Origin of the sequence: Actinomadura opuntiae (assembly GCF_030283205.1) — a bacterium.
GTDB lineage: Bacteria > Actinomycetota > Actinomycetes > Streptosporangiales > Streptosporangiaceae > Spirillospora.
This window is the reverse complement of the sequence record NZ_JASNWF010000010.1, coordinates 369212-385084: the sequence shown is the minus strand read 5'-3', so window position 1 is coordinate 385084 and position 15873 is coordinate 369212. Positions and strand designations below refer to the sequence as shown.

4 protein-coding genes are annotated in these 15873 nt (G+C 71.3%); all 4 read right to left on the bottom strand.

Translation table 11 applies throughout. The annotated features are described in order from the left end of the window. Nucleotides 1-8540, bottom strand: an 8540-nt coding sequence (locus QP089_RS23645) for a non-ribosomal peptide synthetase (RefSeq protein ID WP_285914062.1), incomplete at its 3' end; no start/stop codon positions are given. A gap of 255 nt (nucleotides 8541-8795) precedes the next feature. After that, complete coding sequence (locus tag QP089_RS23640; protein WP_285914037.1) at nucleotides 8796-14105, bottom strand: type I polyketide synthase; 5310 nt, start codon at nucleotides 14103-14105, stop codon at nucleotides 8796-8798. A 33-nt stretch (nucleotides 14106-14138) separates the two neighbouring features. Continuing rightward, nucleotides 14139-14885, bottom strand: a complete 747-nt coding sequence (locus tag QP089_RS23635; RefSeq protein ID WP_285914035.1) for a thioesterase II family protein — start codon at nucleotides 14883-14885, stop codon at nucleotides 14139-14141. A gap of 70 nt (nucleotides 14886-14955) precedes the next feature. Further along, nucleotides 14956-15861, bottom strand: a complete 906-nt coding sequence (locus QP089_RS23630) for a proline iminopeptidase-family hydrolase (protein WP_285914034.1) — start codon at nucleotides 15859-15861, stop codon at nucleotides 14956-14958. Between the last annotated feature and the right edge of the window lie 12 nt (nucleotides 15862-15873).

Sequence of the window (15873 nt, the reverse complement as noted above, 5' to 3'; positions counted from 1 at the left end):
GCCAACCCCCACCAACCCCGCAGCCGCGCCGGATCCACCGCCTCACCACCCAGCACCACCATCCGCAACGCCGACTCCGCCACCATCTGCGAGTCGGCCGCCTCGATCAGCCCGTAGAAAGCCGCCGGCGTCTGGCTCAGCACGGTCACGCCCTCATCGACCAGCACTTGCCACAGATCCGCCGGTGAGCGCACCACATCCCACGGCATCAGCACCACACGACCGCCGTACAGCAGCGCGCCCCACATCTCCCACACCGAGAAATCGAACGCCTGCGAATGACACCACGCCCACACATCACCCGGACCAAACCCAGCCCAATGATCCGTCCCCACAAACAGTGAGACCACGCTGCCGAATGGCACACCCACACCCTTAGGCGCGCCCGTAGAACCAGACGTATAGATCACATACGCCAAATGCTCCGGCACCAACCGCCCACCACGATCGGCGTCCGTCGGCGCGCGCTCCACCGTCGGTCGTTCGTCTTCCACATAGACCCGCGGAACACCGACGTCCGGAAGAACCTCATCAGTCTTACGATCGGTGACGATCACCAGCGGGGCCGCGTCGCACAGCACGTACTCCATCCGCGGTCCCGGATACTGCGGATCCACCGGCACATACGCCCCACCAGCCTTCGACACCGCCAACAAACCCACCACCAAATCCACCGACCGACCCAAAACCACACCCACCAACACATCCGGACCCACACCACGCCCGATCAACTCGAACGCCAACGCATTCGCCCGACCCTCCAACTCCCCATAACTCAACGACACACCACCAGCCACCACCGCCACCGCATCCGGCGACCCCGCCACCACCGCCTCGAACACACCCGGCAACACCCACCCCGGCACACCAAGATCGGTGTCGTTCCACTCCCCCACTACCAGCGACCGCTCCATACCAGACAACACCTCGACCCCACGCACCAAACCGCCCACATCACCAACCACACTCCCCAACACACGCACAAAACGCTCCGCGAGCTGTTCGATGGTCTGCCGGTCGAACAGATCCATCGCGTATTCCAGGCTGCCGTGAAGCGATTCCCCGTCGTCGCCTTCGGTGAGCCGAAGGGTGAGGTCGAATTTCGCTGTCTCGTTCGGAGGCTGCTCGACCGAGACTTGGACGTCCGATGACGTGATGGTGGGGAGGACGTCCTTGTTCCAGACGAAGGCGACCTGGAAAAGCGGATGATAGGCAGTCGATCGCTCCGGGTTCAGCAGCTCCACCAGGCGCTCGAACGGCACATCCTGGTTGTCATACGCCGCCAACGCCTTATCCCGCACCTCATCCACAACCTCCGCGAACGACCGCCCACCCGACACATCGACACGCAGAACCCAGTTGTTCGCGAAGTATCCGATCAGGTCGTCGAGGGAGGGGTCGGTGCGGCCGGCGATCGGCGAGCCCATCGTGACGTCGGCACCCGCACCCAACCGCGACAACAGCACCGCAAAAGCCGCCTGCAGCACCATCGGCACCGTCGCACCATGCCGGCGTGCCACCTGCTCGACCCCGGCCACCAGTTCCGGGTCGATCGGGAATTCCACGGTGTCGCCGCGGTAGCTGGGCCGTACGGGACGTGGACGATCGGTGGGCAGCGGCAACGGCTGCGGCGCACCTGCCAGTTCCTTACGCCAGTGCGCGAGTTGCCGGGTGACGAGGCTGCCGGGGTCGGACGGCTCTCCGAGAAGCTCCTGCTGCCACTGCGTGTAGTCGGCGTACTGAACCCGCAGCGGCTCCCATCCCGGTTCCTGTCCCTCTACCCGTGCGGCATAAGCCACCGACAGATCCTGAGCCAAGGGCGTCATCGAGGCACCGTCGGCGGCGATGTGGTGCATCAGGACGACCAAGATGTACTCGTCCTCACCACACTGGAAAAGCGAGCCGCGAATCGGAATCTCCGTCTCCAGCGCGAACTCATACGCCACTGCCTCCGCCACCACACCCGCGACCTGCTCCGGCTCCACCCGACGCAACGGAACCTCAACCGCCACCTCATCCGCCGGAACAATCCGCTGAAACGCCACCCCCCGCTCATCCTCGCCAATCACCGTCCGCAGGCTTTCGTGCCGCACCACCACATCGCGCAAAGCGGTAGAGAGAGCCTCGACATTCAAGTCGCCGGTGAAGCGCAAGACGACAGGCAGGTTGTAGGTGGTCGAGGGGCCTTCGAACCGGTACAGGAACCACAGCCGGCTCTGCGCATACGACAACGGCAACCGCTCCGGACGCGCCACCGCCTCCACCCGCGGACGCACCCCACCACCCGACCGCACACACCCCACCAACCCCGCCACCGTCGGATGATCGAACACCGCCCGAATCGGCATCTCCACCCCAAACGCCCGCCGCACCCGACCGATCAACCGCGTCGCCCGCAACGAATGACCACCCAACGCAAAAAAATCATCATCCACACCCACCCGCTCCACCTCCAACACCTCCGCGAAAATCCCCGCCAACACCTCCTCCTCCACCGAACCAGGCGCCCGATACACCCCACCCGACACCAACACCGGAGCCGGCAAAACAGCCCGATCCACCTTCCCATTCGCCGTCAACGGCAACCGCTCCAACACCACAAACGCCACCGGCACCATAAACTCCGGCAACCGCCCAGCCACAAACTCACGCAATTCCAACGACACCGCATCCGCGTCCACCGCGCCCTCGACGACCACATACGCGACGAGCTGCTTGGACCCGCTCGCGGTGTCGGTGTCGCGGGCGATGACGACGGACTGGGCGACGGCGGGGTGCGCGGTGAGGACCGCCTCGATCTCGCCGGGTTCGACGCGGAATCCGCGCACCTTCACCTGGGAGTCGTTGCGGCCGACGTAGACGATCTCGCCGGTCTTCGTCCAGCGGACCAGGTCGCCGGTGCGGTACAGCCGTTCACCACCGCCGTCGAACGGGTTGGCGACGAACCGGGACGCGGTGAAGCCCGGCCGGTCGAGATAGCCGCGGGCGAGGCCGTCGCCCGCGAGGTAAAGCTCGCCGATGACGCCGGGCGGTACGGGAGCCAGCCCGGTGTCCAGGACGTAGGCGCGCATGCCGTCCAGCGGTACGCCGATCGGCACGCCCGCGGACAGGTCCTCCTGTCCGGAGAAGGCGTGGGTGAGCGCGAACGTCGTGGTCTCGGTGGGGCCGTATCCGTTGGTCAGCCGGGTGCCGGGGCAGTGCTCCCAGAGCGCCCGCAGTGTCGCGGCGGGAAGCGCGTCCCCGCCCGCCCACAGCCGGGACAGGCCCGACAGGCACCGGGGATCCTGGTCGACCAGGGCCGCGAACAGGCCGGCGGGCAGCCACGCGGCCGTCACGCCGTATCGGCTCACCAGGTCGCGCAGCGCCACCGCGTCGATGTCGCCGGGCGGGGCGACGACCGCGCAGCCGCCGGTCAGGAGCGGCGCCCAGATCTCGAAGGTGATGGCGTCGAACGCCTGGGAGGAGTGGACGAGCACGCGTTCCAGCCCGGCGAACTGCCGGTCGGTGCCCAGCGCGACGACGTCGGCGTGGGTGACGGCCACGCCCTTGGGCACGCCCGTCGACCCGGAGGTGTACATGACGTACGCGAGACCGGACGGCGAGGGCGGCCCGGCGGGAACGTCCGGTACTGCGGCCACCTCTTCGAGGGTCCGCACCGGAACGCCGGTACGGGGCACCGCCGCGGACGTCTCGGCCGTCGCGAGGACGAGGGCCGGTGCGGCGTCGGCGAGGACGAACTCGATCCGCTCCGGCGGGTAGCCGAGGTCGAGCGGCAGGTATCCGGCGCCGGACTTCAGCACGCCCAGGACCGCAACGATCATGTCCGCCGAGCGCGGGACGGCGAGCGCGACCAGGGTCTCCGGCCGGGCGCCCCAGCGCGTCAGGGCGGCCGCGAGCCGGTCGGACCGGGCGTCGAGCTCGGCGTACGTCAGGGTGGTGTCCTCCCACACCACCGCCGGTGCGTCGGGTGTGCGGGCCGCCTGTGCCGCGAACGCCTCCGGCACGGTGGGGCGCGGCGCGGTGTCGCGCGCGGTGTCGTTCCAGTCGGTGAGCACGCGGCGGCGTTCGTCCGCGTCCAGTACGTCGATCGCGGCGACCGCGTCCCGCGGCGCGGCCAAGGCCTGCTCCAGTACCCGGACGAACCGGTCCGCGAGCTGGACGGCGGTGTCGCGGTCGAACAGATCGAGGGCGTATTCCAGATATCCCTGGATCCCGCCGTCCGCGCCGGCCTCGGTCAGCGTCATGGTGAGGTCGAATTTCGCGACCGATAGCCCCTCGGTCATGTTCATGTACGGCTCGAAGGTCAATTGCGGGGCCGTCAGGTCCGGCCAGATGTCCTTGTGCCAGACGAACATGACCTGGAAAAGCGGGTGGTAGGCGGTGGACCGCTGCGGGTTCAGCAGCTCCACGAGCCGTTCGAACGGGACGTCCTGGTTGGCGTAGGCCGCGAGCGCCTTTTCCCTGGCATCCTGGACGATCTCCTCGAACGATTTGCGTCCGGACAGGTCGACGCGCAGCACCCAGTCGTTGACGAAGAAGCCGACCAGGTCGTCCAGGGCGGGGTCGGTGCGTCCGGCGATGGGCGATCCGATCGCCACGTCGTCGCCTGCGCCGAGCCGAGACAGCAGGACGGCGAGCGCGGACTGGAGCACGATCGGCGCCGTCGCACCGTGCTCGCGTGCGAGCCGCTCGACGGCTTCGGCGAGGTCGGCGCCGATGGTGAACGCGATGGTGTCGCCGCGGTAGCCGACGCGTGCGGGGCGCGGCCGGTCGGTGGGCAGTGCCGTCGGCTGCGGCAGGCCGTCCAGCTCGCGGCGCCAGTGCGCGAGCTGCCGGGAGACGAGGCTGCCGGGGTCCTCGACGTCGCCGAGGAGCCGCCGCTGCCACAGGGTGTAGTCGGCGTACTGGACGGGCAGCGGCTCCCACGCGGGCTGCTCGCCCGTCGCGCGCGCGGTGTAGGCGGACACCAGGTCGCGGATGAGCGGCGCCATCGAGGCGCCGTCCCCGGCGATGTGGTGCATCAGCAGGACGAGCACGTTCTCGTCGGGTCCGCCCTGGACGAGGCAGGCCCGGATCGGGAGCTCCGCGCGGAGGTCGAAGCGGTACGCCAGTTCCTCCCGGACGGCGTCCGCCAGGCCGCCGGGACCGGCCGTGCGGGTCGCGACCTCGGCGGTGACCTCGTCATGCGGAAGGATCCGCTGGTAGGCCTCGCCGTCGTCGTCCTCGTCGCCGATGACGGTGTGCAGGCTTTCGTGCCGCAGCACGACGTCGCGGAACGCCGCGTCCAGCGCCTGCGGGTCGACCGTCCCGTGCAGGTCGAGCACGACGGGCAGGTTGTACGTCACCGACGGGCCCTCGAACCGGTAGAGGAACCACAGCCGGCTCTGGGCATACGACAACGGCAACCGCTCCGGACGCGCCACCGCCTCCACCCGCGGACGCACCCCGCCACCCGACCGCACACACCCCACCAACCCCGCCACCGTCGGATGATCGAACACCGCCCGAATCGGCACCTCCACCCCAAACGCCCGCCGCACCCGACCGATCAACCGCGTCGCCCGCAACGAATGACCACCCAACGCAAAAAAATCATCATCCACACCCACCCGCTCCACCTCCAACACCTCCGCGAAAATCCCCGCCAACACCTCCTCCTCCACCGAACCAGGCGCCCGATACACCCCACCCGACACCAACACCGGAGCCGGCAAAACAGCCCGATCCACCTTCCCATTCGCCGTCAACGGCAACCGCTCCAACACCACAAACGCCACCGGCACCATAAACTCCGGCAACCGCCCGGCAACGAATTCGCGCAATTCCGATGCGACCGCTTCGGGATCGGCCGTGCCTTCGACGACGACGTAGGCGACGAGCTGCTTCTCGCCTGCCGGCTGGCCGTCGTCGCCGTCCCGGACGATCACCGTGGAGCGGGTCACCCGCGGGTGCGCGGCGAGGACGGTGTCGACCTCGCCCGGCTCGATACGGAACCCGCGGATCTTCACCTGGTTGTCGACGCGTCCGACGAACAGCAGCTCGCCGGAGCGGTTCCAGCGGACCAGGTCGCCGGACCGGTACAGCCGTCCGCCGCCGCCGAAGGGGTCGGCGACGAACCGGGACGCCGTCAGGGCCGGCCGGTCGAGGTAGCCGCGGGCCATGCCGTCGCCGCCGATGTACAGCTCGCCGACCACGCCGGGCGGCACCGGGACCAGGCCGGCGCCGAGGACGTACATCCGCATGTTGTCCAGCGGGGTGCCGATCGGCACGCCGGCGGAGACGTCCTCGTCCGGGGGGACGGCGTGCGCGAGGCAGTAGGTGGTGATCTCCGACGGGCCGTAGCCGTTGACGACGAGCGTGTCCGGGCAGTGCTCGCGCATCTCCCGCACGGTGGTGACCGGCAGCACCTCGCCGCCCGTCCAGACCTGGGACAGGCCCGCCAGGCACGACGGGTCCTGCTCGACGACGGCGGCGAACAGGCCGGTCGGGACGCAGGCGCCCGACAGGCCGTGCGCGGCGATCTGGTCGCGCAGCGCCACCGCGTCGACGTTGCCCGGCGGGGCCACGGCCACCCGGCCGCCGTTCAGCAGCGGGACCCAGATCTCCCAGGTGGAGGCGTCGAAGGACAGGGACGAGTGCAGCAGCACCCGGTCGAGGCCGGCGAAGCGCCGGTCCCGCGCCAGTGCCACCACGTCCTCGTGGGTGATCATCAGGCCCTTCGGGCCGCCGGTGGACCCGGAGGTGTACATGACGAACGCCAGGCTCAGCGGCCCGCACGGCCCCGCGGGCCGCGGCCCGGCCCCGGTCTCGGCGTCGGCGTCGCCGTCGATGTCGGCGAAGGTGAGCACGTCGCCGCCGGACTTGGGGACGACCTCGACCGACTCCTCGGCGGCCAGCACCAGCACCGGCCGGGTGTCGGCGAACATGAACTCGATGCGGTCGCGCGGATAGTTCACGTCGATCGGCAGGTACGCGGCGCCGGTCTTCAGCACCGCGAGCACCGCCACGAGGAACTCGACGGAGCGGGGGAACGCCAGGCCGACGACGAGTTCGGGTCCCGCGCCGCGGCGGGCGAGCCGCCCGGCGAGCCGGTCCGACCACGCGGCCAGCTCCGCATACGTCAGCGTCCGGTCGCCGCTCACCACGGCGGGCGCGTCCGGGGTCGCGCGGACGTGGCGTGCGAACGCCTGCACGATCGTCGCCGGGTCCCGTTCGCGCGCGGTGTCGTTCCATTCCACGAGCACCTGGCGGGCCTGTGCCGGGTCCATCATCTCCAGCAGGCTCACCGGGACGTACGGGTCGTCGACGACCGCGCGGACGATGTTGAGCAGCTGCTGCAGGAACAGCTCCATGTCGGCGCCGCCGTACATGGTCGCGTTCCCGTCGGCGTAGATCGACATGCCGTGGCCGGGGCGCGCGTCGCCGAGCATGGTGATCGTCAGGTCCTGCACGGCACCGAAACGGATGTCGGTGACGAATCCGCGGCAGTCGCCGAAATCGAGCGGATCGCCCCACGGAATGATGTTGAGAATGGGTCCGAAAACACCGTTGCCGGCGTTGGAGATACCGATCGCGTTGCGGATGTCGGAACTCTGGCAGCGGCCGTGCCGCATGACAGTACGGGACTGCTCCGCCACGTGCTCGGCGACCTCGAGGAAACCGGCGGTCACGGGCACGGCGATTCGCACCGGCACCATGCCCGACATCAGGCCGGGAGACGATCCGGTCGCGCCGGATCGGTTCGCGCTGGTGATGCAGAAGACGAATTCCCGCAGCCCGCACATCCGGTTGTAGAAGACCGCGACCGCGCCGGACAGCAGGCCGTTGACCGACATCCCGACCGACTCGGCCACCTGCTCCCATTCGGTCAGTTCGGTGCGGGAGATGACGGCGCTGCGGCGCACCAGGTCGGGGGTGTCGGAGCTCCGCTCGCCGATCAGCCGCACCGGGTCGGGGACGTCGCCCAGGTAGCCGCGCCAGAAGTCCTGGTCAGCGGCGAACTGCTCGGAGGCGCGGTAGCGGGCGTCCTCCCCGGCGATGACGCCGGCGTCGCCGAACGCCGGTTCCGGTGCCGGACGGCCCGTCCGCGCCGCCGCGTACAGCTCGGCGACGCGGCCGACGAGCATGGCCATGCCGAAACCGTCGGTGACCAGGTGGTGGAAGCCCAGGAAAAGCTGGATCCGCGACGGGGACAGCCGGATCGTCCCGGCCCGGACGAGGACGTCGCGGTCCAGGTCGAAGCAGGTGTCGGCGATCGACTCCACCAGGTCGCGCGCCGCGGCCTCCGGGTCGGGTTCGGCGCTGACGTCGTGGCGGAAAGGGGCCCATTCGGCGGCGTCGGTGACGACCTGGCGCAGCCCGTCCTCGCATTCCCGGAAATTGACCCGCAGGATCTCGGCCTCGTCCAGCAGCGTCCGCAGCGCGGTCTCGAAGAGTTCGACGTCGGCGTCGCCCTGGACGTCGACGACCAGGCACGGGTTATTGGGGATGTCGGGCGCCAGACGCTGCGCCAACCACAACTCCCTCTGCGCCGACGACATACCGAACGAACGCGAAGGAAGCATCGTCACCCTCTCGGAAGCCGCGCGGTCCGGGCCTGCGCCGTGGCGGCCAATTTACTGTCGGCGGTCATCCCGCTCAACGGTGGTCGGCAACGGTCCCGACCACGCGGAAATGGGCTGAGGTTATGGTGTCGGAGACCGGCCGTCCCGGTGAGTTTATTGGCGGCGGGTCGGGTGCGGAAGATTCGCACCCGACCGATCGCGATGCCCGCGTGAATCGCCGGCGGGAGCGGGTCACGCTCCGCTTTCGGGCGGTCGCCTTTCCTGTCCGGGCGCCGGAATCAATCGCTGGTGAATGTGCTCGGCGAGGGCCGCGGAGGTCGGATTGCCGTAGACGAGCATCGCGGGCAGTGCCAGGCCGGTGGCGGCCTGCAGGCGGTTGCGGACCTTGATGCCGCCCAGCGAGTCCAGGCCGAGGTCCTGCAGCGGCACGGCCGCGTCCACGGCGTCCGGACCGGTGTGGCCGAGCACCGCCGCCACGTGCGTGGCGACCAGCTCGACCAGCATCCGGCGCTGCCCGGCGTCGTCCGTGCCGCGCAGCCGGGACACCAGCTGCGACACCGATTCCCCGGCCGACGCGGTGCGCCGCGCGGCGGGGACCAGGTCCCGCAGCAGCGGGTCCAGATCGCCTGTTCCGGCCAGCCGGCGCAGCGCCGGCAGGTCCCACCGCACGCCGACCAGGTGCCCGGCCGGGGCGGACACCGCGGCGTCGAACAGCCCGGCGGCCTGCGGGTTGCTCAGGGGCAGCACCCCGGCGGAGCGCATCTGCGCCTCGCCTTCGTCGCCCAGCCGCCCCCACATGCCGCGGGCCTCGCCCCACAGTCCCCAGGACACCGACTGCCCCGCGAGCCCGAGCGCCCGCCGGTGCACGGCCAGGGCGTCCAGGAACGCGTTCGCCGCCGCGTAGTTGCCCTGCCCCGGGGCACCGATCACGCCCGACAGCGACGACACCACCGCGAACAGCGACACCTTCATGTCCCTCGTCGCCTCGTGCAGGTACCACGCGCCGTCCGCCTTGGCCCCCAGCACCCGGTCGAGCCGTTCCGGCGTCAGCGACTGGATCACTCCGTCGTCGAGCACCCCGGCGGCGTGGACGACGCCGCGCAGCTTGAATTCCGCCGGCACCGAGGCCACCAGGTCTGCCACCGCCGCCGGGTCGGACACGTCGCAGGCCACCACGCGGACGGCGGCGCCCGCCGCTTCCAGGTCGGCGGAGAGGTCGGCGGCCCCGTCGGCGTCCGCGCCGCGGCGTCCGGCCAGCACCACGCATCCCGCGCCGTGCGCCTCGACCAGCCGCCGTGCCAGCACGCCGCCGACTCCGCCGGTGCCGCCGGTGACGATGACCGCGCCGCCGTCCAATCCGGTGAAGCCGGGACGCGGGCCGTCGCCGGTATCCGCCTCGTCGGCGGTCTCCGGCTGCGGATTCTCCGCGCGGACGAGCCGGGCGGCGTGGGCGACGCCGCCGCGCACCACCAGCTGAGGCTCGCCCAGCTCCAGCAGCCGCGCCGCGTCCGCAAGGTCGGTGTCGGCGTCGATGAGCACGATCCGGCCGGGGTTCTCCGTCTGCGCCGACCGCACCAGCCCCCACACCGCCGAGGCCGCCACGTCCGTCAGGTCGTCATCGGGGAACGGCACCGCGCCCCGCGTCACCACCGCCAACGTGGACTCGGCGAACCGCGGCGACGCCGAGAACGACTGGAGCACCGCCAACGCCTCGTGCGTCGCTCGATGCGCCGACTCCACCACGTCGGCGTCCGGCCCGGAGATCCATTCCCACACCACCACGGACGGCGCCGCGCCATCGGCCGCGTCCGCCTCGTCCCACGTGGTGCACGGCGCGGCGCTTGGAGCCGTCTCCGGGATCGGTACCGGTGACCAGCGCACCTCGAACAGGCCGTCCGGGCCCGTGCTCGCGGCCGCGGCCAGCGCCCGCTTGGAGACCGGCCGCGTCACCAGCGACTCCACGCTCAGCACCAGGGCACCGGCTTCGTCGGCGACCTGCACCGACACCGCGTCCTCTCCGGCCGGTCCGATGCGCACCCGCACCGCGGTGGCGCCCACCGCGTGCAGCGACATCCCCTCCCACAGGAAGGGCACCCGCACCTGCTCGTCCGCCGCGCCGAGGCCGGTGGACGAGTCCGCGAGGAGGCGGGCGTGCACGATCGCGTCCAGCAGGGCCGGGTGGATCCCGAAGCCCTCGACCTCCACCCCGTCCGGGGCGCCGACCTCGGCGAACACCTCCTGGCCGCGCCGCCACAGCGCCCGCACGCCGCGGAACGCCGGCCCGTACGCGTAACCCTGGTCGGCCAGCGCCGCATACGCCGCCTCGACGTCGACCGCCCGCGCGCCCACCGGCGGCCAGCGCTTCATCCCGAACAGCGGCGCGCGCTTGGCCGGTTGTGCCGTCACCACCGCCTGCGCGTGCAGCGTCCATGGTCCGTCGCCGCCGTCCGTCGGGCGGGAGTGGAACGACACGAGGCGGTCGCCGGACGGGTCGGGTTCGGCGACGGTCACGTTGAGCCGCACACCGCCGTCCGGCGGGAACACCAGCGGCCGCTGCACCGTCAGCTCCCGCACGACGGGATGGTCCACCTGGTCGGCGGCGTGCATCGCCAGTTCCACGAACCCTGCCGCGGGCATGATCACATGGCCGAGGACGGCATGGTCGGCCAGCCACGGGTGGAGCCGGGGCGACGAACGGCCGGTCAACAGCATCCCGTCCAGCGCCGGCAGCTCCGTCATCGCACCCAGCATCGGATGTCCGGCCGCGCTGAGCCCCGCCGCGCCGACGTCGCCCGACTGCGCCGTCGGCGCCAGCCAGTACGTTCGGCGCTGGAACCGGTAGGTCGGCAGGTCGACCCGACGCCCCCCGGCGGTGAACGCGGACCAGTCGACCCGCCCGCCGGAGGCGTGGAGCTCGGCGGCGGAACGCACGAACCTGTCCAGGCCGCCCTCGCCGCGCCGCAGCGTCCCGACGACGGTCGCGGGGCCGGCCGTCTCGGACGTCTCCTCCAGCCCCACGGTCAGCACCGGATGCGCGCTGACCTCGATGAAGAAGCCGTGGCCCTCGTCCATCGCGGCGCGAACGGCCTGCTCGAAGCGCACCGTCTCGCGCAGGTTGTCGTACCAGTAGGGCGCCGTCAGCTCGGAGGTGTCCAGCACCGTCCCGGCGACCGTCGAGTAGAGCGGGATGGTGGACGTGCGCGGCGCGACACCCGCCAGCTCGGTCAGCAGCCGGTCCTGGAGCATTTCCATCTGCGGCGAGTGCGAGGCGTAGTCCACGGCGATCCGCCGGACCTTGATCCCATCGGTTTCGCAGGCCGCGAGGAACTTCTCCACGTCCTCCTGCGGGCCGGACACGACGGTCGTGGACGGGTTGTTCACCGCCGCAACCGCGAGGGCCGGGGCGTCCTGCAGCCGCGCCCGCACCGCCTCCGCCGGAGCCATGACCGACGCCATCGCACCCGTCCCGGCCACCTCGCGCAGCGCCAGCGACCGCAGCACCACGATCCGCGTCGCGTCCCGCAGCGTCAGCGCCCCGGCGACGTACGCGGCGGCGATCTCGCCCTGCGAGTGCCCGATGACGGCGTCCGGGACGACCCCGGCCGACCGCCACAGCTCCGCCAGCGACACCATGATCGCGAAAAGCACCGGCTGGATCACGTCCACGCGGGCGATGTCGGGGCCTCCCGGCTCGCCGCGCACCACGTCCGGCAGCGACCAGTCGGCGAACTCGGCGAACGCCTTCGCGCACCGGTCCATCTCCGCCGCGAAAACCGGGGAGGACGTCAGCAGTTCGCGCCCCATGCCCAGCCATTGCGAGCCCTGCCCCGGGAACACGAACACCACGCCGCCGGCGCCGCCGGGACGCACGGCCCCGGTCACCACGGCCGGGTTCTCGCGTCCCCCGGCGAGGTCGGCCAGCCCGGCGGCCAGGTCCTGCCATCCGGCGCCGACGACCACCGCGCGATGCTCGAACAGCGACCGCCGCGACAGCGAGGACGCCACGTCGGCCGCACTCGCACGCTCGGGACCGGCCGTCTCCAGCCACTCCAGCAACCCGCGCGCCTGCCCCGCGAGCGCCTCCGGCGAGCGGCCCGACAGCATCCACGGAACCACCTCCGGCTCCGGCTCTCGCTCGGCCGGTGCCGGCTCGTCGGGTACCTGCTCAAGGATGAGATGCGCGTTCGTGCCGCTGATCCCGAAGGACGACACGGCCGCCCGGCGCGGACGGCCGTGCTCCGGCCATTCGCGCGCCTCGGTCAGCAGCTCCACCTCGCCCGCCGACCAGTCGATGATCGGCGACGGCTCGTCCACATGCAGCGTCGGCGGCAGCACCCCGCGCCGCATCGCCATCACCATCTTGATGACGCCCGCGACACCGGCCGCCGCCTGCGCGTGCCCGAAGTTCGATTTCACCGAGCCCAGCCACAGGGGACGGCCGTCCGGGCGGTGCCGCCCGTAGGTCGCCATGAGCGCCTGCGCCTCGATCGGGTCGCCCAGCCGCGTGCCGGTGCCGTGCGCCTCCACCGCGTCGACGTCCGCGAACGCCAGGCCCGCGTTCTCCAGCGCCTCGCGGATGACCCGCTGCTGCGACGGCCCGTTCGGGGCCGTCAGGCCGTTGGACGCCCCGTCCTGGTTGATCGCGCTGCCCTTGATCACCGCGAGGACCGGGTGGCCGTTGCGGCGGGCGTCCGACAGCCGCTCGACCAGCACCATCCCCGCGCCCTCGGCCCATCCGGTGCCGTCGGCGGCCGCCGCGAACGACTTGCACCGGCCGTCGGGCGCCAGGCCGCGCTGCCGGGAGAACTCGACGAAGGTGTCCGGCGCCGCCATCACCGTCACGCCGCCGGCCAGCGCCAGGTCGCACTCGCCGGACCGCAGCGCCTGCTTCGCCCAGTGCAACGCCACCAGCGACGACGAGCACGCCGTGTCCACCGACACCGCCGGCCCCTCCAGCCCGAGGGTGTAGGCGACGCGGCCCGACGCCACGCTGCCGGAGCTGCCGCTGCCGACCAGGCCCTCGAGCTCGGCGGGGACGGACGCCAGCCGGGACGCGTAGTCGTGGTACATGATCCCCGCGAACACGCCGGTGCGGCTGCCGCGCAGCGACACCGGGTCGATCCCCGCCCGCTCGATCGCCTCCCAGGACGTCTCCAGCACGAGCCGCTGCTGCGGGTCCATCGCGAGCGCCTCGTGCGGGCTGATCCCGAAGAAGCCCGCGTCGAACTCGGCCGCGTCGTAGAGGAACCCGCCGTGCCGGGCGTAGGAGGTGCCCGCGCTCTCCGGGTCCGGGTCGTAGAGGCGGTCGAGGTCCCATCCGCGGTTCGCGGGGAACTCCCCGACCGCGTCGCGCCCGTCCGCCACCAGCCGCCACAGGCCCTCCGGCGAATCGACGCCGCCGGGGAAACGGCACGCCATTCCCACGATCGCGATCGGCTCGCGCGCGGCCTCGGCCAGCGCGCGGTTCTGCTCGCGCAGCCGCTGCGCCTCCTTCAGCGCCGAACGCAGGGCCTCGACGAGTTCGGTATTGTCCTCAGCCATTCGCGCCTCGTGCTCTTCGCAAGTCCGGGGGTGTCACAGCGGAAGCGACCGCAGGTAGCCGGCGATGTCCCCGATGACCTCGCCGGACCGCTCGTTCAGGTAGAAGTGCCCGCCCGGGTGGACCTTCAGGTCGAACGGGCCGCTGGTGTGCCGGGACCAGTCCTTCACCTCCGCGACGGTCGTCTTCGGGTCCTGGTCGCCGGTGAGGGCGAGGATCGGGCACGTCAGCGGCGGGCCGGGCTCGTGGCGGTAGGTCTCGATCGCCGTGTAGTCGCTGCGCAGCGCCGGAAGGATCAATTCGGCGAAGCCCTCCTCGTCGAGCATCGCCGCGTCGGTTCCGCTGAGCTCCCGCAGCTCCGCGAGCAGCCCGGCGTCCGGCCGCAGGTGGACGGTCTCGTCCCGCTCCGTCGTGGGGCCGCGCCTGCCCGAGACGATGAGGGCGGCGGGCGAGACGCCCTCCTTGCGCTCCAGCCGGCGGGCGACCTCGAAGGCCAGGATCGCGCCCATGCTGTGGCCGAAGAAGGCGGTCCCGGGGCGGCACCAGGGCGCGACGGCCTTGTGGAGGCGGTCGGCGAGTTCGCCGATGTCGTCGATGCTCGGCTCGCTGCGGCGGTCCTGCCGTCCGGGGTACTGGAGGGCGAGCACCTCGATCGCGGGACGCAGGGCGCTGGACACCGGGAAGAAATAGCTGGCGGAACCGCCCGCATGGGGGAAGCAGACCAGGCGGATCCGCGCATGCGGTGAAGGGTGGAATCGTCGAACCCAGAGATCACCGGCCACCTCGCCAGTTTTCTGACGGGGCGCATCCGGGCACAAGGCCCGGCACCCCCTGTCCACCCCCTATGCGCTGTTACGGGACGGCAGTGGCCGACAGGCCGGTGAGGAACTTCTGCATCACCTCGTCGAACTTCTCCGGTTCCTCGACGTGCGGCATGTGGCTCGACTCGGCGAAGTCCTCGTGCCGGACGTCCGGGATCAGGTCGAGGAACGGCCGGTACGCGGGCGCGGTCACCTCGTCGTGCCGTCCGGTGACGAGCAGGGCCGGCACGTCGATGAGCGGCAGCCGGTCCGTGACGGACCAGTCCTTCAGCGTGCCGGTGATGTGGAATTCGTTCGGGCCGTTCATGGAGCCGTAGACGGTCGGATCGTTGTAGATCTCCATGAAGGTCGCGGCGACCTCGCGCGGAAGCGGATCCGCGCGGCACACATGCCGCCGATAGAACTCCATGGTGGCGGCGGTGTATTCGGCGCTCTCGGTCGTCCCCGCCTTCTCATGTCTTGTCAGGACCGCTTGCAGGTCGGTGGGCAGGCTGGTGCGCAGCTCGGCCAGTTCCTTGCGCCAGATCGGCATCGAAGCGGGCGAGTTCGCGATGACCAGACCGCGCAGTCCGTCCGGCCGGCGGGCGGCGTGCGCGGCGGCGAGCATCCCGCCCCAGGAATGGCCGAACAGGACGTAGCCGTCCGCGATCCCGAGTTGGGCGAGCAGGTTGTTCAGCTCGTCCAGGAAAAGCTGGACCGACCAGAAGTCCGCGCCCTTCTGCGGGAGGTGGGTCGAGCCGCCGTTGCCGATCTGGTCGTAGTGGACGACCGGCCAGCCGGTCTCGGCCAGCGCGGTCAGCCGCAGCAGGTAGTCGTGGGTACTGCCGGGTCCGCCGTGGAGCACCACCACCGGCGGACGGCCCGCGCCGAGCGTCCCGGTGACCCGGTACCACGTCCTCCACGAGCCGAACGGAACCGTTCCCTTCCGTTGCGCCATACCGGACAGCGT